Genomic DNA, 21,549 nt, shown 5'->3' on the forward strand with positions numbered 1-21,549 from the left:
GAATCTCCTGTCATCTTTGATATGGAATATCTATCCTATAGAGTAACGTAAAAGCTGCTGGGCTTGGGCGGTTGTGGGTCAAAAGCAAGAACCCCGCCAGCGCTGGATGTGCGGGCGGGGTCTTCGGGTTCTTCCCCGGCGGTGGGGGAGAACTAGGTTTTACTGTGCGGGCTCACTGAAGCGGGTGTAGTCCTGCTTCTCTTCGTCCCAGGAATCCGGGTCGTACAGCACCGCACCGAGAGGGAGAACGAACGTTCTATTAAGAAGCGTTGCTGTACCGCAGCTGAAGCCGTGCCTGCTCTCCAGGCGCGCCTCAAACAGGTAATCCTGAGGATTCGCATGCGCCGAGAACCTGGCCCTCGGCAGTCGCCTCTCCAAAGCCTCAAAGGACGGCTTAACAAACATGAAGCTAGTCTGCCTGAAATCTGCCCGCTGACCGAACGTCGCACCCTCGAAGTAGGCTCCCTCAAAGCTCACCCCGTTGAAGCTCACCGCCCGTGCAAACGTCACCTCACCAAAGCCGACACACGCCGTGAATGTCGCCTTACTAAAGTCGGCATCCTGCGCGAAGGCCGCATGACCGAAGTCCGCGTACTGCGGGAGTTCCCTATCATAGCTCGTCCTCGGCTGCTCAATAAACGACGCCTGGCTAAACGTGGCGTCGCCGTCGAACTGAGCCCCACCAAAATCTGCGAGATGCATGAAGGACGCCCCGCTAAAGTCCGCCGCGCCCGCAAAGCTCGTGTCGAGGAACATCGCGGACTGCTTGGTGGCTATACCGGCAAAGCGCGCGGCCCCGCCGAAAAGCGAATCGGAGAATACCGCCGGGCGGTTGAAGACCGACGCGGCGAAGTGTGCTTCATCGTGGAACGTGGAGGCGGTGAATATTGCCTCTCCGCCGAAGGTGATCGCCGTGAAGCTGGCTATGCCCGCGGTGTTCAGGCGTGAGAAGTCGGCGTCGGCCTCGAAGGAAGCTACCCCAAAGTCGGCCGCAGCTGAAAAGACTGCGTCTGAGAAGTCAGTCTCGCCGGTGAAGTTCGCGCCGTGGAAGGATGCGTCAGCGGTGAACTGTGCCGCGGAGAAGCTGGTGTCACCGCGGAAGGTTGCGCCGGAGAAGTCCGCCGGGCCGTAGAAGGTCGCGGAGGCGAAATCGGCGTTCTCAATAGTCAGACCGTCGAGAGGGTAGAAGACGACAGCCCGGCTGAAATCGAACTCAAAACCGCTCCACGCGCCGGGGACAACAGCCACCTCACCCTTCTCATTTTCGGTCAGGGTGCTGCTGCGCTTGCTCATCTCAACGAAGATGCTGCGGCGAACATCCTGCTCACCACGGAAAGCCGCCAGATCCGTATCGAAATCACCCGCATAGTTAGCGGGCGGCGTATCAGATTCAAAAGCTTCAGCCTTGAACGCCCGCGAGAACGGCGAACGAATATAAGCGCAGAGGGCATTGACGATGACCTGCCCCTCCTCCTGCCGCGCCTCAACGCTGAGCTGCTCGTCAGCGAGCCACTCATCCACCAGACCCGCAAGCGTGCTGATGGCGCTCGCACGGACTGCCGGGTTCGGATACGCCAGATGCTCAACTGCCTTGCTGTAACGGGTACGGCGCTCGGCGTGCACCCGCTGGGTGTGTTCCTGCTTGTCCAGAGCGCTCAATCGGTGGAACTCCCCAAGAAAGAGAACACCCAGCAGGGTGCCGGTGATGAAGAAAATGAACGGCTGAACCTCAAAGTAGGCGATGTCAGTGTCAAAGGTGAAAGGCATAAAACCCGCCGTGACAATGCCCAAGAGCGCGATAGCCCAAACCCAGGTGCGGAAGCTCGACAGCTTCCCTTTGAGGTTGCCGAACTGCGCGGCGAGCGGGAAAAACAGAATGACGACTGCGCAAGCTATCAGCCAAACCCACGCGGTGCTGGGTGTGAGATGCATGTGGTTCTCCTGTCATCGTTGAAAGGACCGAGTCATATTCAGCATAGTTCAACGGTGCTTTTCGGGAGCCTATTGGCGTATATATTGCGGGCATACACGAAGACCCCGCCAGAGCTGGATGCACGGGCGGGGTCTGTGGGAGCTTCCCCGACGGCGGGGGAGAGCTAGGTTTTACTGCGCAGGCTCACTGATGCGGGTGTAGTCCTGCTTCTCTTCGTCCCAGGAATCCGGGTCGTATAGCACAGCGCCAATAGGGAGAACGAACGTTCTATTAAGAAGCTGCGCCTCGCCGCAGCTGAAACCGTGCGGGCTCTCCGGGCGCACCTCGAACAAGTAACCCTGCGGATCCGCTTGCACCGAGAACCGGGCACTCTTCTGTTGACCCTCCGAGTCCCAAAAAGACGGCTCAGCGTACGCGAATCTAGTCTGCCTAAAATCAGCCTTCTGACTGAACTTCGCATCCGCAAAGTAGGCTCCCGCAAAGTTCGCCCCGTTAAAGCTCACCACCCCCGCGAACGTCGCCCTACCGAAGCCGACAAATGCCGTGAATGTCGCCTTACTAAAGTCGGCGCCCTGCGCGAATGCCGCGTTAGCGAAGTTCGCGTACTGCGGGAAGTCCATGTCATAGCTCGTCCTTATAACCGCAAAAAAACTCGACCGGCTGAACATGGCGTCGCCGTCGAACCGCGCCCCACTAAAATCCGCGTACTGCGTGAAGGTCGCCCCGCTAAAGTCCGCCGCGCTCGCAAAGCGTACGTTGCTGAACACTGCGGTCTGCTTGGTGGCTATACCAGCAAAGCGTGCGGCCCCGCCGAACAGCGACTTGGAGAACACCGCCGGGCGGTTGAAGACCGACGCGGCGAAGTGTGCCTCATCGTGGAACGTGGAGGCGGTAAATACTGCCTCTCCGCCGAAGGTGACCGCCGCGAAGCTGGCTATGCCTGCGGTGTTTAAGCGTGAGAAGTCGGCGTCGGACTCGAAGGAAGCTACCCCGAAGTCGGCCGCAGCTGAGAAGACCACATCTGAGAAGTCAACCTCGCCGGTGAAGGTCACGGTTGCGAAGCTTGCCGCGTCCGCAAAACGTGCCCCGCCGAATTCTGCCGCGCCCGCGAAGTGTGCGGCGCTGAACCCCACCCAGTCGTTGAAGTTCGCGCCATGGAAGGATGCGTCGGCCGTGAACTGTGCCGCGGAAAAGCTGGTGTCACCGCGGAAGGTTGCGCCGAAGAAATCCGCCGGACCGTAGAAGGTTGCGGAGGCGAAATCGGCGTTCTGGAAGTGCAGCTGCCGTAGCGGGTAGAAGATGGGTGCACCGCTAAAGTCGAAGCGCAAATCAGACCACGTCGGCGATATTGGCGGTAGCGTGCGCTGGCTCTTCTTATAGCCTGCCTTGCTGCTTTCGGCGGCGGCGAGGCGGCGGCTGAACTCCATGAAGACTGTGCGGCGCACTAACTGCTCCTCGCGTAGTGCCACCTGATCGCGCGCGAAGTTACCTTCGTACCCTTCGGGGGCCTCGTCTGCTTCTAGGACTTGCCGTTTCTGCGCGAGGGGGTAGGGCGCGCGGATGCACCCGGTCAGCGCGTCGATAATGGTCTGGGCTTCTTCACGGCGTACCTGCTCGGGGAGGGAAGTGTCGGTGAGCCATCCGTCCGCGAGGTTTACGAGCGTGTACGCCCCGCCGAGGCGTACGGCGGGCTGGTGTCCGTCGAGGAATTGTTCGAGGGCGTGCGTGTAGCGTTCGTGCCGCTTGGCCTGCCTCTGCTGGATGCGTTCCGGGGTGTTTTTGCATTGCCGTAGCGCGGTGAAGAGTTTGTTGAGGTTCATGGTGGTGTGTCCTTCCTGCTCCGGTGCTGGCTTATATCCAGCATAGGGGAGAGCCTCACCCTGGCGCTCGCCCTGGGTAAAAGAAAAAGCCCCGCCTGCACGGGATGTGCAGGCGGAGCTTACTAATTTATAGAATATTCTCAGTTTCGAGATTATCTTTCACTCATTCTGTCCCAAAGGAAAGGAAGAGACATAGAAAGGTGACGTATTTATATATACACATTTTCCACTATTTGAGTTATACCAATGTTTTGATTTATTAAATTTTTCAACATGGTATCCTTCTGATATTTTTACATGAGTTTCAACGAGTTTGTTTAGATATCGATTTCCATCTTCCGCTGGGTGTGTGTATTTTCCTGTAGATTCATCGCGTGAAGGTGAAAATATATGTATCGATGAGTCTTTTGAAGATACAATAATGCCAAACGCAATAGATTCAGATGAGTTGGGCTTATCCAGAAAAGCGCATGAAAACCGTGCATTTTCAGAGGTGTTGTGAATTACAGAGGGGGATGAAATGGCTTTGCCTAGGAAGGACGAGTTTTCTATGGATGAAATAATCGTATGCTTGTTAAATAAGACTGAGGATATTATGGCAAAAAACAATAGGACCTTGAGACATGATGAGTATAATATTTTTTTTACTTTTGCAGGGTTGGCTGACTTTCTTGAGAGCATATATATGCTTGCATTTAAGTATGCCATGGCTGAAAATGCTAGAATGCACATGAATACGGGTGGCGAATTTTGTAATCCCAGGATAATGACAAATATGGCTTCAATGATTATAATTAATAGAACTGTAATAAGATGGTATGGAATTACTGTAAGAACGCGGATAAATTTCTGTGTATCGGTTGATGAATCGCTTATGGGTATGAGGGGCTGTTTTTTCATAAGACGAATAATGGAGTTTCTTAGAGATTCAAAAGGGTGGCTGTTTTGGATTAGTCTGAAGCCTCTATATAGGATGGACAGGGCTAAAGGAGGAAGAAAAGCAGAATAGAATATAAGCGCTAGCATAAACACAAAAGAAATCCACTCGTATTTAGCGTACGCAAATTCAGTTGCCGTGAGATGAAACGCAAGACCGATGTCGCGGTCCATCAACATTATATTTTGAATTAATATAAACGTGAAGGATATTGCAATAATTATTGGTACTGATTGTGATGCGGATTTAAGCTTTTCGAATGGGGTTTGAGATTGTATTTTTTCTTTATTAAGAAAGTCTTTGTTGATTGATTGATTCTCTAGTTTGTGGATTTTTCGATAGAAAGTATATGCTAATGTAGGCAGAAGGGGTATTAGGGTAAATAATATTATAAGGAGATAATAGGTGCTAGGGATTTCGGGTTCACCAAGGACTGTGATTGCTGATAAGTAGGCAAATAGAGGGGCGAAGAAAGAATTCACGGCCTGTGTAATAGTATTAATATTTATATCGATTTTATCTAGATGTTTTTTAAAAACTTTCCAAATCAAAAAAATAGTTTTTGGGAAAATTATGCATAGAGCAAAAGGGGTTAAGATGAATACAATAAGTGTTGAAATATCAAAAGGGATTCTAAAGCGAGAGATATTAATATATATAATCCCTAAAGTTAATGCTGTAGCGATTGATGAGAGTCTCCAGTCTATATTATTTTCTGGCCTGCAGAGTAAATGTGTCTTCTGAGGTGAACGGGAGGGTCTGTGAATTCTACTTATGAAGGGTCTGTGAAATTTATTCGAGGTTTTCTGTAGTGAGGCTTTTTGTGTGGGCATGAGGTTCTCCTGTCTACTTTGAGAGGATATGGTCCTAACCAGCATACGGCAGGCGGGTAGCCTCAAGCCATAGGTGAAGGTTAGGGAATTACGGACCGGACAGGCAGAGATGTCCCATAAAGTGAGCAATGGAGTTTGCGAACAGATCCTCTATATACAAGAGGAACAAACCCCCGGGATCTCGGGTGGGTGCCTGCAGCTGAGGCACCTGCGCGAAGTGCACCCCTAGCAACGCTGCTAGAGGTCTAGTTTCCAGACCCAAAAATCACCCCACACACCCTATATAAGGTGCCCCTGCACCACCTCCCGGCACCTCTCGCACCTCAATTTTTTGGGTTTTTCGCCCCCTTTTCCCCCCTTTTTTAAAAATTTTTTCGCCCCGGCGGCTCAACACTGTCCGCCGTGCGCTGAATCGCCGCTCCGCACCCTCGCGCCACCCAAAAACCCCGGAATTCCGCGGCAAAACTGCCCATTCGCGCCTCGTCGCAGCCCCAAAATCGCCCGCAAAACACCGCCTCGGAACCCCGAAAAACCCAACCCTCACGCCCCTCCACATAAAAAAGTTGAGTAAAGTTCGCTCAACTCTATTGACACCCCAGCTGGGGGAGTGCATACTTGAGTACATGAGGCTCAAGGAGCCGCGCAGACCACCCCACACGGGACGGCACGCGCAGCACCAACCGCCTCCGAAAATTTCAAACTAACCCGCCTCGCATTAGAAGAAGCGGGGCACTAACACCTAAGGAGTGAATCAAATATGGCACGTGCAGTAGGTATTGACCTCGGTACCACCAACTCGGTCGTAGCAGCACTGGAAGGTGGCGACCCCGTCGTCATCGCTAACGCAGAGGGTACCCGCACCACCCCCTCCGTCGTCGCATTCTCCAAGGACGGCGAAGTTCTGGTCGGTAGCGTTGCAAAGCGTCAGGCAGTGACCAACGTCGACCGCACCATCTCCTCCGTCAAGCGCCACATGGGTACCGACTGGACCACCGAGATTGACGGCAAGAAGTACACCCCGCAGGAAATCTCCGCTCGTATCCTCATGAAGCTGAAGGGCGACGCAGAGGCATTCCTGAACGACACTGTCACCGACGCCGTCATCACCGTCCCCGCATACTTCAACGACGCTGAGCGTCAGGCAACCAAGGAAGCCGGCGAGATCGCAGGCCTGAACGTCCTGCGTATCGTCAACGAGCCCACCGCCGCAGCACTCGCATACGGCCTGGACAAGGGTAAGGAAGACGAGCTCATCCTGGTCTTCGACCTCGGTGGCGGTACCTTCGACGTCTCCCTGCTGGAAGTCGGCAAGGACGACGACGGCTTCTCCACCATTCAGGTTCGCGCAACCAGCGGTGACAACCGCCTCGGTGGTGACGACTGGGACCACCGCGTTGTCGAGTGGCTGCTCGCACAGGTGAAGGCAAACACCGGCGCTGACCTGTCCAAGGACAAGATTGCTCTGCAGCGTCTGCAGGAAGCAGCTGAGCAGGCTAAGAAGGAGCTGTCCAGCGCTTCTAGCACCAACATCTCCCTGCAGTACCTGTCCGTGACCCCCGAAGGCCCCATCCACCTGGATGAGAAGCTGACCCGCGCAAAGTTCGAGGAACTGACCCGCGACCTGCTCGAGCGCACCAAGAAGCCCGTGCTCGACGTCATCAAGGAAGCAGGCGTGACCATCTCCGAGATTTCCGAGGTCATCCTGGTTGGTGGCTCCACCCGTATGCCCGCCGTCTCCGAGCTCGTCAAGGAGCTCACCGGCCGCGAGCCCAACAAGGGCGTGAACCCCGACGAGGTCGTGGCAATGGGTGCAGCCCTGCAGGCAGGCGTGCTGAAGGGTGACCGTAAGGACGTTCTGCTGATCGACGTCACCCCCCTCTCCCTCGGTATCGAGACCAAGGGCGGCGTGATGACCAAGCTGATCGAGCGCAACACCGCAATCCCGACCAAGCGTTCCGAGACCTTCACCACCGCAGAGGACAACCAGCCCTCCGTGACCATTCAGGTCTTCCAGGGCGAGCGTGAGTTCACTCGCGACAACAAGAACCTGGGTACCTTCGAACTGACCGGCATCGCCCCCGCACCGCGCGGCGTGCCCCAGATTGAGGTCACCTTCGACATCGACGCAAACGGCATCGTCCACGTCTCCGCAAAGGACAAGGGCACCGGCGCTGAGCAGTCCATGACCATCACCGGCGGTACCTCCCTCTCCAAGGACGACATCGACCGCATGGTCAAGGACGCAGAAGCACACGCAGAGCAGGATAAGGCACGCCGCGAGGCTGCTGACACCCGCAACGCAGCTGAGTCCGTCGCATACTCCGTCGAGAAGCTCCTGAAGGAGAACGGCGACAAGCTGCCCGAGGACGTCAAGACCTCCGTACAGGGCGACGTCGACGAGCTGAAGAAGGCACTCGAGGGCGACGACGACGCAGCAGTGAAGTCCGCATTCGAGAAGCTGCAGGCATCCCAGTCCAAGCTGGGCGAGGCACTCTACGCAGCAGCACAGGCTGACGCTTCCGAGTCCAAGCCCGCCGCTGACGAGGACGTTGTCGACGCCGAGGTCATCGACGAAGACGAGAAGAAGTAATCATGGCTGAGCAGGAAAACACCACCCCCGACCCGCTGGAGGAGGCGTTCAACGCCCCCGCAGCGGAAGGCCACCCCGAAGCTGAATCGGCCGAAAGCCCCGAGGAAGCTGCGGAAGCCGTCGAGGCTGAGCTCCAGGACGCTGTAGAAGCAGAATCCGCTGATGCGGCACTCGCCGCCGAGCGCCTGGACTCCCTGCTTCGCCTGCAGGCCGAGTTCACTAACTTCAAGAACCGCACCGCCCGCGAAAAGGAGCAGTTGCGAGGCTTCGTAACCAGTGAACTGGTGACCGCGCTGCTGCCGGTGCTCGACGATATCGACGCCGCACGCAAGCACGGCGACCTGCAGGAAGGCCCCTTCGCCTCCATCGCCGCTAAGCTCGAAGAGCTGCTCGGCAAGCAGGGCGTGGAGCGCTTCGGTGAAGTAGGCGACGCCTTCGACCCGAACATCCACGAAGCAGTGCTCCAGCAACCCACCGACGAGGTGGCTGAGGACCACATCTCCATGGTTCTGCGTTACGGTTACCGCGTGAACGACCGCGTGGTTCGTACCGCTCAGGTGGCTGTGGCCGTCGCACCGTAAGGTGACCGGTCAGCATCAGCTGAATAACTAACGACGGGCGGGCGCTCTCCCAGACGGGGGAGCGCCCGCCCTGTTGTTTGTCTAAGCTGTTCTGCCTGGGCCGTTTTGCCTGGGCTGATTTACTCGGGTTGTCTGTCGGGACTGTAGCGAGTTGCGGTGCGGTGAAGGGGCTTGTGATAGCACTATTTTTAGCTCACCCTCTTCCAAAATTGAGTCAAGTAGACTAAACTTTTATATAGAGCATTAAGACAAGAACGTGGTGCCCTGCTAGCCGTCCCGTAACCGAGGAGGGCGGCGCATCACCACGAGAGGAGAAGCAAACACATGGCAAGCGAAAACTGGCTAACCGACGACTTTTATAAGACCCTGGGCGTGAGCGAAGACGCAAGCGAAAGCGACATCAAGAAGGCGTATCGCAAGCTCTCCCGCAAGTACCACCCCGACCTAAACCCCGACGACAAGCAGGCAGAGAAGAAGTTCAAGGAAATCTCCGAAGCCTACGACGTGCTCTCCGACAAGAAGCAACGCGAAGAATACGACCAGATTCGCCGCTACGGCGCATCGGGTATGGGTGCGGGCGGCTTCGGTGGTGGCGGCTTTGGCGGCGGATACCCCGGCGCGGACGCCTTCGGCGGATTCCGCAGCGGCACCAGCGCCAACATCAACATTGACGACCTGCTCGGCGGCCTGTTCGGTGGAAGCACCGGCGGTAGCCGTCGTCGTCGCTCCGCAGGCTTCACCAGCGCCGACTTTGGCGGCATGGGAGGCGGCGGCTTCGGCGGCGCACAGCACGCGGCCCCCGAAGAGAGCACCACCAGCACCCGCATTACCCTGGCCCAGGCTTACACCGGCGCAAACGTAACCGTGTTCCTACCGGATGGCTCCCACACCGAGGCACGCATCCCCGCCGGCATCAAGGACGGCCAGAAGGTGCGTCTGCGCGGCAAGGGCCTGCACGGCACCGACCTGAAGGTCACCGTGCGAGTCTCGGAGGATTCCGTGTACTCCCGCGAGGGCAACAACCTGATCATGCGCGCCCCCGTCACCCTCGCCGAGGCCGTTGACGGCGCCGTTATCGAGGTGCCCCTGCCTGACGCATCCACCGTGAAGTTGCGCCTGGCACCCGGCCAGGTCGGCCGCCGACTGCGCGCCAAGGGCCGCGGCTTCAAGGCTAAGGGTGGCGACGGCGACCTGATGGTCATCCCGGAGATTGTTCTGCCCACCAAGCTGAGTGCAGAAGCACAGGAAGCATTCGACCAGTTCGTCAAGCTCGCGCCGCAGGAGAACCCCCGCGAAGATTTGCTGAAGAAGGCGAAGTAAACCATGGCAGCTCGAGAATCATCATCGAAGTCTCGTCGTAGCGAGCCGCTACACAGCGTAGACCTTCCGGTCTTCGTGATTTCGGTGGCGGCTGAGCTGGCGGGTATGCACCCGCAGACCCTGCGCCAGTACGACCGCATCGGCCTGGTTCAGCCCTCGCGTGCGCCCGGTAAGGCGCGCCGCTACTCGCAGCGTGACGTGAACCGTCTGCAGCAGATTCAGCAGCTCTCTCAGGAGGGTGTCTCTCTGGAGGGTATTCGCCGCATTATTGAGCTGGAGTCCCTTGTGGAGGAGCAGAAGGGCCAGATTGCAGCGTTGCACCGTCAGGTTGAGGACGCGAAGGTGAAGCTGGGCATGGCGGAGCGTGTGTTCGCCGCCGGTACCAGTGGCGACGTGGTGCATATTGCCCGCGGTACCCGCCCGGCGGCGCGTCAGCGTTCCTCGGCGGTGGTGCTGTACCGGGAACAGCGCTAAGCCGGTTACACTGGGATAAACGGCACGGCTGTACTAGCTCGCTTCTAGTTCATTTGAGCTGGTCAGCCGCCCATAGAGGCTTGTGCGTCTTAGCGTCATGCGGCTCGGAGCTGGGTAGACCCCCGTCCGCGTGCACTCAGGCCCACATACAAGCAGGTGAGGCTCCCCGAATGATCGGGGAGCCTCACCTGCTTTACGTATATTCGCGCTAACCCGCGCTAAGCTGCGCCAACTGATGCCGGCGCTGCCTTGCTTACTTGCGGCGGTAAGTCAGGTCGTGCGCGCGGCGGCCCGCCTCCTGAGCCTTACGCTCAAAGCTGGTGAGGGTACGACCCTCCCAACGCGGAGCCCAACCACCCAGCGGATCCTCCTCGGTCGCACCGGCGCCGGGGTAAACGTTCTCAAAGTCGGGGTGCGCCTCCAGAACCTCACGCATGACCAGGGCGTACTCCTCCCAGTCAGTCGCCAGACGCCAAATACCGCCGGGCTTGAGCACGCGCGCAACCTTATCAGCGAATGCCGGGGACACCAGGCGGCGCTTGTGGTGGCGGGACTTGTGCCAGGGGTCCGGGAAGAATACCCACAGCTCGTCCACGGAGTTCTCCTCAAGCATGTTGTCGAGCAGTTCGGGCGCGTTCGCCTGAGCCACACGCACATTTTCCACGCCGGCGTTGCCCATCTTCAGCAGCAGGTCCGCGATGCCGGGGGTGTACACCTCAACGGCGAGGAAGTTCGCCTCGGGCATCTCGGTGGCGCGGTGCACGATTGCCTCACCCAGACCGGAACCAATCTCGACGACCTGGTACGCCTCACGGCCGTAAATCTTAACCGGGTCGAAGGTCGCCTCGGGCGCGACGGAGGTGTCGGTGCGCAGGCGCGGAATGTCCAGTACGTGGGTGGGGGAGTAGGTGTCCCACGCCTTCTGGCGGCGCGCGGTGAGGCGGTCGCCGCGGCGGACGAAGGAGTAGGGCTGGCGGAAGAATTCCTCGGGAACCGGCTTCTTGGCCTTCTCTTCGGTGGATTCGGGTGCCTGGCTAGGCTGCGTGTTCTCAGTAGACATACCTAAAAGAATAGCGCAGGGCCGCTGTACTGTGCGGTTTCAGGACGGTCGGGTGTGCGCCGGTCTGTGACGTGTGGAAATCCGGCGCGCATGCAAAAGCGCGGCGGGAACCGGATGATTCCCACCGCGCTAAAGAGAGGTTGCTTGAGGAGTGAGTGAAGAGGAGGGCCTTACTTCTTGGAACCCAGCAGGGCCAGGCCTGCGCCGAGCATCACGATGTTGTTTGCGAGCTGCTGGCCGTCCTGGGTGGGGCGGAAGTACTTGTCGTGCATGTCCGGGTTGCGGAAGTACATGGTCATCAGGTTTGCCGCGAATGCGGTCAGGCCTGCGCCCGCCAGGCGCGCGGGGATGAAGGGGGTCAGCAGGGTCGCGCCGAGGGCGGTCTCTGCGCCGGAGATGAGCTTGCCGAAGGTTGCTGCATCCAGCTTAGCGACGGCGGGAACACCGGTTGCCGCCATCTGCTGCAGGAAGGCGTAGGTGCCTTCGTCTGCTGTGAGCTTCTTGACGCCTGCGTCGAGGATGAGTGCGCCGGCGGTGAGACGGAGTGCTACGTTGGAGAACTTGCTCATTGTTGTGTCCTTCTGTTCTTCGGTTGGTCGGTTAGGTTTTTGTTTGAATGGTTACTACTGTAACCCTAATCTATTGCATTGTAAAGTTTTCTTTGTAAAGTTTCTTAATTTTTGAAACCCCGGAAATAGCTCGCAGGTCAAAGGGCGAGGGTGATGCAGAGCCTGCATTAGGTGAAACCTCGTGGCTTTTCAGAGGCGTGCTGCGTCTCAAAATTCTGCTCCTGTTGGGTTCTGTGTGCTTGCGTGGATACGAGGGGGTAAAATTTGAGATTATGCATTCTCTGCATATTCCTCACTGGTGATACAAGTCCCAGGCAGACCTGTGCCATCAGAGTTCGCCTGCCCGAGCACGCCACGCAGACCACATCAATGCGAGGTGGTTCGCCTTGCGCCCCGTTCAGGAATATGCGTGAATACCAGCCACCCGGAATTGCCCCGAGATATCACCAGGGCGAACCGACGCAGAAAAGAGGAATACGTGACACAGCAGCCAACGCCGCATAACTCCGTCACCGGCCTAGACTCCGAAGCAGAGCACTCCAAGCTCCAGCGCGGACTCAGCTACCGACACATCCAGCTGATTGCCATCGGCGGCGCCATTGGTACCGGCCTCTTCCTCGGCTCGGCGAAGACTATCGCCCTGACTGGCCCGTCTATCGTCTTTGTCTATGCGATTATCGGCAGCGTTATCTACTTTGTTTTGCGTGCCATGGGTGAGATTCTGCTTTCAAACCCTAAGTACAAGTCCTTTACCGACTTCATTACCGACATTCTCGGCCTGCGTGCCGGATTCTTCGTCGGCTGGTCGTACTGGTTCTTCTGGGTGGTCACCGGCATTGCGGACGTCATCGCGATTACCGGCTACGTGCAATACTGGCTACCGGGCTTGCCCAAATTCATCCCGGCACTCGTAGTCATCGTGGCACTACTACTGCTGAACCTGCCCTCGGTGAAGAACTTCGGCGAAATCGAATTCTGGTTTGCCGTCATTAAGATCGTCGCCATTGTCGCACTCATTATTGTTGGTGCACTCATGGTGGCATTCAGCTTCACCAGCCCCGATGGCACCACCGCATCTCTGCGGCACCTGTGGGATCACCCCGGCCCCTCCGGTAGCGGTATCTTTACCCAGGGTGTGACCGGCTTCCTAGGTTCCTTCCAGATTGCACTCTTCGCCTTCGTGGGCGCCGAGCTCGTTGGTACGGCTGTGGCTGAAACCAAGCACCCCGAGCGCACCCTGCCCAAGGCTATTAACGCTGTGCCCTTCCGCATTGCGCTCTTCTATGCTGTGCCGCTGCTGACCATCCTGGCCGTGACCCCCTGGGATAAGCTGGATAAGTCGATGAGCCCCTTCGTTGGCATGTTCTCCCTGGCGGGTATTGGTATTGCCGCGTCGCTGGTGAACTTCGTGGTGCTGACCTCTGCGGCGTCCTCGGCGAACTCTGGTATTTTCTCGACCTCTCGCATGGTGTACGGTCTGGCGCATGACGGTGCGGCCCCCTCCGCTTTGGGTAAGCTCACCAAGAACGGTGTGCCCGCCAACGCTCTGTACCTGACCACCGTGCTGCTACTGTTCAGCCTGGTCATGCTGTATGCGGGCAACGGCATTATGGAGGCGTTCACCGTGGTGACCTCCGTGGCCTCGATTATGGGTATCTTCACCTGGAGCATGATTCTTGTTTCGTACCTGGTGTACCGCAAGAAGTTCCCCGAGCGCCACGCAGCATCCCAGTACAAGATGCCCTGGGGTATCGGTATGAGCTGGTTTGGCCTGGTCTTCTTTGCTGTCATGCTGTACGCCCTGAGTCTGTACCCGGATACCGGTATTGGTCTGGCGCTGAGCCCCGTCTGGTTCATCGCTTTGGGTATTGGCTATGAGATTCTGACTCGCCACCATGCGGCGAAGCGCGCTCGCGCCGAGGCGTCTGAAGGAGCCGCTCAGAAGTAGTCTGCGTCGCCGCATCTCATCGCTGTCTTTACGCCTTGCCCCCGTATTCATTCTGGATGCGGGGGCAAGGTTTTTCTGCGTTTATTGGCCCCCAACAAAGGCGATATGGTGACTTGCGCGATAGATTTGCGACACACCAAGAGGCGAAAAATATGTCATTCTTCATTCAAAGCGTGTAGAATATCTATCCAAATAGATGTGAAAGCTCCCAGAGGTCGTCGCATTGGGTGATGTTCGAACTCACCCCGAATGCGGTGCAAATCAGGGTTGAGCGCATCGTTCGCCCCGAAAGCCGGGGCTACCCCGCATGAACAATGGTTGCATATCTATACGCGAAGACTGTCGGATACCGCAAAAGTTTCACATTCGCCGTGCACCATGTACGCTACGGGGCCTATCCGCAGAAAAGAGGACGTCGTGACCGAGCACAACCAAGCCGCCGTCACCCCCGAAGTTCCCGAACAGGCGGAGCGCCTGCACCGCGGTCTGAGCAACCGACATATTCAGCTCATCGCCATCGGCGGTGCCATCGGCACCGGCCTTTTCATGGGATCCGGCCGAGCCATCTCCGTGGCTGGTCCCTCCGTCATTTTTGTGTACCTGCTCATCGGCGCCGTCATCTTCCTGGTACTGCGTGCCATGGGTGAAATCCTGCTGTCGAACCTGCACTACAAGTCCTTCTCGGACTTCACCACCGACCTGTGCGGCCCTATGGCCGGTTTCTTCCTCGGATGGTCGTACTGGTTCATGTGGGTGGTGACCGCCGTTGCGGACATCATCGCAATCGTCGGCTACCTGCGTCTGTGGTGGCCCGACCTGCAAGCCTGGATACCGGCCCTCGCCGTCATCGGCGTTCTGCTGACCCTGAACCTGGTGTCCGTGAAGAACTTCGGCGAAATCGAATTCTGGTTCTCCATGATTAAGATCGTCGCCATCGTTGCCCTGATTATTGTTGGTGGCGCCATGGTCGCTATCGGCTTCACCTCACCCAGCGGCGCGCAGGCATCCGTCGCAAACCTCTGGAATGACGGCGGCATGTTCCCGAACCACTTCATCGGCTTCCTCGGCGCATTCCAGATTGCCGTCTTCGCGTTCATGGGCTCCGAGCTGGTCGGTACCACCGCCGCAGAAACCCAGGACCCCGAAAAGACCCTGCCCAGGGCAATCAACGCCGTGCCGGTACGTATTATGGTCTTCTACGTGGGTGCGCTCGTCACCATCCTGATGGTTACCCCCTGGCGCCTCGTCAGCCCCGATAAGAGCCCCTTCGTGGCCATGTTCACCCTGGCGGGCTTGGGTATCGCCGCGCACATCATCAACTTCGTGGTGATTACCAGCGCAACCTCCTCGGCGAACTCCGGTATTTTCTCGACCTCGCGCATGGCCTTTGGCCTGGCCCGCGAACGTAGCGCCCCCGCGTTCCTGGGCAAGGTTTCCAAGGCTGGTGTGCCGCGTAACGCCCTGTTCCTCTCCGCGGTGATGCTATTGTCATCCCTCGTGCTGCTCTACGCCGGTGACTCCATCTCCCGCGCCTTCAACCTGGTCACCACCGTGGCGGCGGTTCTGGTGATTTTTGCGTGGACCATGATTATGGTCAGCTACCTGATGTACCGCAAGAAGTTCCCGGCACGCCACGAGAAGTCGCACTTCCGCCTCCCCGGTGGTCTGTTCTCGGCATGGTTGACGCTGGCATTCTTCGCCTTCACCATTGGTGTTCTGACCATGGACGAAGAAACCCTCTTGGGTCTGCTCGCCATGCCGGTCTGGTTCGCGATTCTTGGTATTGGCTGGTTCTTCAAGCGCCGCGCTGATGCTCGCCGAGAACAGGCGATTTCGACCCGCACCGCACAGATTGCGATTGTGGAGGCGTCCGAAATCTTCTCGGCACGCTAGGCCTTACTGGCTACCCGCGCAGGCGTAAAGCCCGCGTCTCCTACTCCTTGGGGGGGTGGAGGACGCGGGCTTTTGTCATCTGTAGGATCCCTGATTTAGGGAATCCTCGGGGCGCAGAGAAGGCGGCCTTTTAGAGGGAGGCGGCTTCCGCCTCTTCCGTCAGCGGCTCCTCGGTGTCATCGGTGCGGTAGAAATCCCAGCGTTCGCAGCCGCAGCCGCAACGCATCGCCTCAACGACGGCGGAGGCGGCCTCCAGCGGGTCGAGCACGTGCAGGTTCCAGCGAGGATGCGCCGGTACCGGTCGCCTCCAGCCGTGCTGTTGCAGAAACTCGGGGTTGAAGGCGGGGAGCGCCTCGGTGGTGGTTTCAAGTTCGCAGAGGAAGCCGGTGGGGGAGCGGAAGACCGTCACCACGGGGGTTGGGTCGGCCTCTTCGAGGGTTGGGCCGTCGAAGAAGTAGTAGGTGCCTAGGCGGCGGCTCCAGGGTAGCTGCGCTAGGCGCTCGCCGAAGACCTCTACCGCCTGCTCCCACTGGGCGCGGTGGTATGCGGCCAGGTCGGTGTGGGCGGTTTGTACCACGCCGATGCCGTGTTCGGTGAGTTCGCGGGCGCTGAGTCGCGTTGGCTCTGCGGGGGTGTCCTCCGAGGGGTCTTCTACAGCGTTTGTGGGTGATTCTTCGGTGGCGTCTAGTTCAGCGTCGAGAAGTTCTACGTCCCTAGTGGTGTCTAGCTCGGCCGCGGTAGCTTTAGCCTCCTCCCTCGTCCACAGGAGTAGTTCGCGGGCAATCTGAGCGCGGCCGCGGTGCAAGGCCACCTGCCAGGATCCGTACTTAGCGCGCACCGAGCCCAGGAGCGGAACCTCGCCCATGAGCGTGGGGATGGTCGACCAGTAACCGTAATTCAGAACTGTCGGCTCGCGGTCGTATCGGGCGCAATAGCTGAGGAACAGGCTCAGGGTCTTGGCAGCAAAATCCTTAGGGACAGCGGCGGCATCAATATGCCAGCCCTGTTCCAGTGCTTCCGTTGGGCAGATGCCGGTGCGGAGCATGGCAAGGGACCAGCCGCCGTCACCGAGCTGGTCGCTTAGAGTCTGTGCGGGGGCAGGCCAGGCGGAGTCGCCTTGCATGCTGGTGGCCAGTAACGCGTATAGCCTGTTGTCTTCGGTGCCGCGTTGCGTCAACTCTTCGAGGGTCTGCGCGTAGGTTTCCTCTTCCAACTGGGCATAGGGGTGTTCGGCGAGGTACTTCAGGGCCGCGCCAATTTTTGCCAGGATAAGAGCTATGTCTTCGCCGGTGAATCGGCGGGCCTCTAGCGCCGGGGGCAGGTCATGGATTATGTCACATTCGAGAAAGAGGGCCGAGTACTCTGGCTCGGGAGCCAGGTCGTAGGCCTCCGCGAAGGCGTACCAGAGGCCGCACGCGAGCACCATGTAATTCGGGGCGGCGGCGGTGACCGGGCCGAACTGCCAGATTCCGGAGTTCAGAGCGTAGTCGAGGTGCGTCTTGTTGATGCGCGGGTATAGAAAGCTGAGGTGGCGGAAAACCTGGGTGGGGGTTAGCCCCAGGGCGGCAAGTTCGGCGATGAGCTCCGCGTACTCGTTGTGAAAATCTAAGTAGCCCTCGGGGGCGTCGGCTAGCGCGGTATGTTCGCGCATGAATCCCTCTTTCTTCTGCAGGCGGGCGGCGCATCGTCGTACCGTGCCGTCGCACCCTATATTTCTGCGGGCAGAATAGGTCGTGCGGGCGGTGATACCGCCCCCAATCTGCATAAAAGCGAGAAAAATTTTAAAAAATGTATCCTTTTATTTCAAAAATAAGTGAACGGTATGTACGTGTTCAAGCGGCGGGGCCAATAATCACTCAACTAACCAAAAGATGACACGGACAGCGGCACGATGCCCCCAAAAGATGCAGAACAGCCCCATCTCTGCATGTGAGTGGGCTCTGCAGCAACCTCCGCTGACTCGGCTCCCGGAGAGTCGGCGAAATATGCGAAACTGGAAGGATGAGCGAACACCCCCTCCCGAGCAGTATCGCGCCGCGCGGCGCATCCGCCAACGAGTCGCACCCCGAACCGAACCGTAGCCGACAGGACCGTGACGGGCAGGCCCCTTCCTCGCACCTCGTCGCGGTACTTGCCGCAGAGCTCGGCATCGCCCCGCACCGCATCCGCGCCGCCGTGGCACTGCTCGACGCCGACAACTCCGTACCCTTCATCGCCCGCTACCGCAAAGAAGCGACGGGCGCGCTCACCGACACCCAGCTGCGCGCCATCCAGACCCGCCTGAGCCAGCTACGCGCCCTCGAGGAGCGCCGTACCCGCGTGCTTGAGGCGCTCACCGCGCGCGCCGACGAAGGACTCATCGACCCGCTCACCCTGCTGCAACTGCGTTCCTCGCTCATGAACGCCGCCACCGTGGCAGACGTGAACGCCCTCTACGCCCCGTACCGCAGCGAGCGCGTAACCCGCGCGCAGCTGGCGCGCGCCGCTGGGCTCGACTCCCTCGTCGAGGATTTGCTGGAGGTGCCCCTCGCCGATGCGTACGCCATCGCCGCCGCCTACATCACCACCGACGAGGAGATTGCCGAGGCCCGCGCGGACGGAGAGGAGACACTACCCATCCGCACGGCCGAGGAGGCCCTTGAGGGTGCCCGCGCGATTCTGATCGACCGTGCCCTCACCGACCCGGTGCTCGGTGAGAAGCTCTTGACCCGCCTGCGTGAGGGCGGTGTGATTGAGTCCCGCGTGATTGCCGGTCAGGAAAGTCCCGGCGCGAAGTTCTCCGACTATTTCGCCTTCTCGGACCGTATTCGCTCTATCCCGGCGCACCGCGTGCTGGCCCTGCACCGCGCCAAGGATGCCGGCGTGGTGCGCCTGAAGGTGGATGTGGCACCCGCCCCCGTGGCGCTTAGCCGTCTGCGCGGTGCCGCTCGCGCCGAGGCAGAAGCCGCCGCCGAAAACTACGAGAACGTACGTTCTGCATACGAGCGTGAAGTCGCCGCCGCACTACGCATCCCCGTGCAGGTGCTCAACACCGTCGACAACGAAGACCGCGTGCTTGGCTGGCTTGCCGCCACCGTGCGCACCGCCTGGCGCAGCCACCTGCGCCCACGGCTTGCCGAACGCATCCGCCACCGCCTGCTCGATACCGCCGCGCAGAACGCCACCGAGGTGTTCGCCTCCAACCTGCGCGATATTCTGCTCGCCGCGCCCGCCGGGCACCGCCGCACCCTCAGCCTGGACCCCGGCCTGCGCCACGGCGTGAAGTACGCCGTCGTCGACGAAATGGGTGAGCCCCTGCGCACCGGCACCGTCTACCCGCACGCCCCGCGCAATCAGTGGGCGGAGGCGCTGAGCGAACTCGCCGCCGCCTGCCGCGAGGAGCGCGTGGAGCTCATCGCCATCGGTAACGGCACCGCAAGCCGCGAAACCGACAAGCTCGCCAGCGAACTGATTCGCGCCCTGCGCGAGGAAGGCGTAGAAGCACCCCAGAAGGTGACCGTTTCGGAGGCAGGCGCATCCGTTTACTCCGCCTCGGCCCTGGCCGCCGCCGAGCTGCCCGACTACGACGTGACCGTGCGCGGCGCCGTCTCCATCGCGCGCCGCCTGCAGGACCCGCTCGCCGAGCTCGTCAAGATCGACCCGCAGTCCATCGGCGTGGGCCAGTACCAGCACGACGTGCCGCCGGCCGCCCTGCGCCGCGCCCTCAACGACACCGTCGAAGACTGTGTGAACGCCGTGGGCGTGAACCTCAACAGCGCCTCCGTGCCGCTGCTCGCGCACGTGGCGGGTGTGGGGACCGCGACCGCCGAACGCATCGTCGACTACCGCACCGAGCACGGCCCCTTCACGAACCGTCAGCAGTTGCTGGACGTGCCGCGACTGGGCGCGAAGACCTTCCGCCAGGCGGCGGGGTTCATCCGCATCCGCGGCGGCGAGGAGCCGCTGGACGCCTCCGCGGTGCACCCGGAGGCCTACCCGCTCGCGCGCCGCATTATTGCCGATGCGCAGGCCCGCAACGGCGCCCACTGGGTTGCCGGCGCCCTGGGCACCTCGGACGGTAGCGACCCGCTCGCCGGGTTAAACCCCGCCGACTACGTGCAGAACGGCGGACAGGACGGCGCGGAGGAGGGAACCGCCGGCGTGTACACGGTGCAGGACATCTTCACCGAGCTGTGCCGCCCCGGCCTGGACCCGCGCGGTAGCTTCCGCACCGCACGCTTCTCCGAATCCGTCTCGCGTTTTGAGGACGTGCGCCCCGGCATGGTGCTCGAGGGTACCGTCTCGAATGTGGCGGCATTCGGCGCGTTCGTGGATATTGGCGTGCACCAGGACGGTCTCGTGCACATCTCGCAGATGAGCCGCGGCTACGTGGCAAACCCGCATGACATTGTGCGCAGCGGCGACATCGTGCAGGTGCGCGTGGTGGAGGTTGACTCGGCGCGCCGCCGCATCTCCCTCTCCCTGCTGGTGGAGGACGAGAGCTAGCCGGCAAAAACTGACGGGTGAAAGCTAGTTGCCGAGCGCTCGCCGGAAGGCCAGCCAATCCGAGAATGAGCGTTCGCTAAAGCCGGTCTCCCAAAGCCCGAAAAGCCGCGTCGTAAGGGCGCGCAAAAGCCCCGACAAACATCATCCGTGCCTGTCGGGGCTTTATTGAGGTGTGTTTCGAGCTATACGCCCCGGCTACACCTTAGAAGTCAATATTCGCCGGGTCAGGACCAATGCGACCCTCGGGGGTGGACAAAGCATCCACAGCCGCAATGTCCTCGGCGGTCAGCGTCACGTTCACCGAGGCCAGGTTCTCCTCAATGCGCGAGGGGGTCACGGACTTCGGAATCGCCACGGTGCCCTTAGCCAGGTGCCACGCCAGCACGACCTGCGCGGGGGTTGCGCCGTGGCGCTCCGCAATCTCAGCCAGCACGGGGTTCTGTAGCAGGTCGCTGCCGTTGCCCAGCGGGCTCCACGCCTCGGTCACGATGCCGTACTCGGCGTGCACGGCGCGCAACGCCTCCTGTGAGAAGTAGGGGTGCAGCTCAATCTGGTGGATAGCCGGAACCACGCCGGTCTCCTCGATGATCTCGCGCAGCTGCTCCTCGGGGAAGTTCGAAACACCAATGGAGCGGACCTTACCCTGCTTCTGCAGCTCAATCAGCGCGCGCCAAGAATCCAGGTACAGGCCCTGCTGCGGCTTAGCCCAGTGAATCAGGTACAGGTCAACGTAGTCGGTGCCCAGCTTCTTCAGGGAAGCGTCGAACGCCTCGACGGCATTCTCGTAGCCCTGGTCAGAGTTCCACAGCTTGGTGGTGAGGAAGATATCCTCGCGAGCCACATCGGAGGTGGCGATGGCGCGGCCCACACCCGCCTCGTTGCCGTAGATGGCGGCGGTGTCAACGTGGCGGTAGCCGATCTGCAGGGCGGTGCCCACAACCTTCTCGGCGACCTCATCCTCAACCTGCCACACACCGTAGCCCAGCTGCGGGATAGTTCGACCGTCATTGAACGTTACGTTCGGTACGTTGTAGCTCATGGTGCTCCTTCGATTTCTCGTTGATTTCTGCGGGGAGGCGGGGCCTCCGCGGGTTCATTGGTTCTCT

The 21,549-nt window shown here is 59.6% G+C and carries 14 protein-coding genes; 7 read left to right on the forward strand and 7 right to left on the reverse strand.

Going from position 1 to position 21,549, the window contains the following annotated elements; translation table 11 throughout:
• Positions 1–159 precede the first annotated feature (159 nt).
• From JX292_RS04345 to JX292_RS04355, 3 genes are all read right to left on the reverse strand, one after another.
• The gene (locus tag JX292_RS04345) at positions 160–1,932 is read right to left on the reverse strand and encodes a pentapeptide repeat-containing protein (RefSeq protein WP_204861881.1); all 1,773 of its coding nucleotides are present in this window, start codon (positions 1,930–1,932) and stop codon (positions 160–162) included.
• A gap of 171 nt (positions 1,933–2,103) precedes the next feature.
• Complete coding sequence (locus JX292_RS04350) at positions 2,104–3,753, reverse strand: pentapeptide repeat-containing protein (protein ID WP_204861884.1); 1,650 nt, start codon at positions 3,751–3,753, stop codon at positions 2,104–2,106.
• A 159-nt stretch (positions 3,754–3,912) separates the two neighbouring features.
• A complete protein-coding gene (locus JX292_RS04355) occupies positions 3,913–5,523 on the reverse strand; it encodes a hypothetical protein (protein WP_204861886.1) in 1,611 nt (536 codons plus the stop codon).
• 757 nt (positions 5,524–6,280) lie between these two features.
• Here JX292_RS04355 and dnaK point away from each other — a divergent pair.
• The 4 genes from dnaK to JX292_RS04375 all read left to right on the forward strand — a co-directional run bounded on the left by dnaK (position 6,281) and on the right by JX292_RS04375 (position 10,488).
• The gene (gene dnaK / locus JX292_RS04360) at positions 6,281–8,113 is read left to right on the forward strand and encodes a molecular chaperone DnaK (protein WP_204861901.1); all 1,833 of its coding nucleotides are present in this window, start codon (positions 6,281–6,283) and stop codon (positions 8,111–8,113) included.
• 2 nt (positions 8,114–8,115) lie between these two features.
• Complete coding sequence (locus JX292_RS04365; protein ID WP_204861902.1) at positions 8,116–8,694, forward strand: nucleotide exchange factor GrpE; 579 nt, start codon at positions 8,116–8,118, stop codon at positions 8,692–8,694.
• A gap of 324 nt (positions 8,695–9,018) precedes the next feature.
• Entirely contained in the window at positions 9,019–10,014 is a 996-nt protein-coding gene (locus JX292_RS04370) for a DnaJ domain-containing protein (protein WP_204861907.1), read from the forward strand.
• Positions 10,015–10,017: 3 nt separating this feature from the next.
• Entirely contained in the window at positions 10,018–10,488 is a 471-nt protein-coding gene (locus tag JX292_RS04375; RefSeq protein WP_204861909.1) for a heat shock protein transcriptional repressor HspR, read from the forward strand.
• Positions 10,489–10,741: 253 nt separating this feature from the next.
• Here JX292_RS04375 and trmB read toward each other — a convergent pair whose 3' ends face one another.
• On the reverse strand, positions 10,742–11,548 hold the full coding sequence (gene trmB / locus JX292_RS04380) for a tRNA (guanosine(46)-N7)-methyltransferase TrmB (RefSeq protein ID WP_204861911.1): 807 nt from the start codon (positions 11,546–11,548) through the stop codon (positions 10,742–10,744).
• A 170-nt stretch (positions 11,549–11,718) separates the two neighbouring features.
• Positions 11,719–12,117: a hypothetical protein gene (locus JX292_RS04385; protein WP_204861913.1), complete on the reverse strand. Its 399-nt coding sequence runs from the start codon at positions 12,115–12,117 to the stop codon at positions 11,719–11,721.
• A 478-nt stretch (positions 12,118–12,595) separates the two neighbouring features.
• Between JX292_RS04385 and JX292_RS04390 the strand changes: the two genes are divergently transcribed.
• Both JX292_RS04390 and JX292_RS04395 read left to right on the forward strand, forming a co-directional pair.
• The gene (locus JX292_RS04390; RefSeq protein WP_204861915.1) at positions 12,596–14,065 is read left to right on the forward strand and encodes an amino acid permease; all 1,470 of its coding nucleotides are present in this window, start codon (positions 12,596–12,598) and stop codon (positions 14,063–14,065) included.
• A 378-nt stretch (positions 14,066–14,443) separates the two neighbouring features.
• Positions 14,444–15,958 (forward strand): amino acid permease, encoded by a 1,515-nt coding sequence (locus tag JX292_RS04395; protein ID WP_430538709.1) that lies wholly within the window; start codon positions 14,444–14,446, stop codon positions 15,956–15,958.
• A gap of 130 nt (positions 15,959–16,088) precedes the next feature.
• On the opposite strand, the gene JX292_RS04400 is transcribed toward JX292_RS04395, so the two are convergent.
• Positions 16,089–17,609, reverse strand: coding sequence for a dehydrogenase (locus JX292_RS04400; RefSeq protein WP_204861920.1), 1,521 nt, complete (start codon positions 17,607–17,609; stop codon positions 16,089–16,091).
• A 350-nt stretch (positions 17,610–17,959) separates the two neighbouring features.
• Between JX292_RS04400 and JX292_RS04405 the strand changes: the two genes are divergently transcribed.
• A complete protein-coding gene (locus tag JX292_RS04405) occupies positions 17,960–20,443 on the forward strand; it encodes a helix-hairpin-helix domain-containing protein (protein ID WP_204861921.1) in 2,484 nt (827 codons plus the stop codon).
• Positions 20,444–20,645: 202 nt separating this feature from the next.
• On the opposite strand, the gene JX292_RS04410 is transcribed toward JX292_RS04405, so the two are convergent.
• Entirely contained in the window at positions 20,646–21,482 is an 837-nt protein-coding gene (locus JX292_RS04410; RefSeq protein WP_204861923.1) for an aldo/keto reductase, read from the reverse strand.
• Positions 21,483–21,549: the final 67 nt, after the last annotated feature.

This window comes from Rothia mucilaginosa (assembly GCF_901875305.1).
Taxonomy (GTDB): Bacteria; Actinomycetota; Actinomycetes; order Actinomycetales; family Micrococcaceae; genus Rothia.

Bases quoted from the DNA above. Each gene is read 5' to 3' on its own strand.
- JX292_RS04350 (WP_204861884.1), bottom strand. From the start codon at position 3,753: ATGAACCTCAACAAACTCTTCACCGCGCTACGGCAATGCAAAAACACC.
- JX292_RS04400 (WP_204861920.1), bottom strand. From the start codon at position 17,609: ATGCGCGAACATACCGCGCTAGCCGACGCCCCCGAGGGCTACTTAGAT.
- JX292_RS04345 (WP_204861881.1), bottom strand. From the start codon at position 1,932: ATGCATCTCACACCCAGCACCGCGTGGGTTTGGCTGATAGCTTGCGCA.
- dnaK (WP_204861901.1), top strand. From the start codon at position 6,281: ATGGCACGTGCAGTAGGTATTGACCTCGGTACCACCAACTCGGTCGTA.
- JX292_RS04370 (WP_204861907.1), top strand. From the start codon at position 9,019: ATGGCAAGCGAAAACTGGCTAACCGACGACTTTTATAAGACCCTGGGC.
- JX292_RS04405 (WP_204861921.1), top strand. From the start codon at position 17,960: ATGAGCGAACACCCCCTCCCGAGCAGTATCGCGCCGCGCGGCGCATCC.
- trmB (WP_204861911.1), bottom strand. From the start codon at position 11,548: ATGTCTACTGAGAACACGCAGCCTAGCCAGGCACCCGAATCCACCGAA.
- JX292_RS04410 (WP_204861923.1), bottom strand. From the start codon at position 21,482: ATGAGCTACAACGTACCGAACGTAACGTTCAATGACGGTCGAACTATC.
- JX292_RS04395 (WP_430538709.1), top strand. From the start codon at position 14,444: ATGTACGCTACGGGGCCTATCCGCAGAAAAGAGGACGTCGTGACCGAG.
- JX292_RS04375 (WP_204861909.1), top strand. From the start codon at position 10,018: ATGGCAGCTCGAGAATCATCATCGAAGTCTCGTCGTAGCGAGCCGCTA.
- JX292_RS04385 (WP_204861913.1), bottom strand. From the start codon at position 12,117: ATGAGCAAGTTCTCCAACGTAGCACTCCGTCTCACCGCCGGCGCACTC.
- JX292_RS04365 (WP_204861902.1), top strand. From the start codon at position 8,116: ATGGCTGAGCAGGAAAACACCACCCCCGACCCGCTGGAGGAGGCGTTC.
- JX292_RS04355 (WP_204861886.1), bottom strand. From the start codon at position 5,523: ATGCCCACACAAAAAGCCTCACTACAGAAAACCTCGAATAAATTTCAC.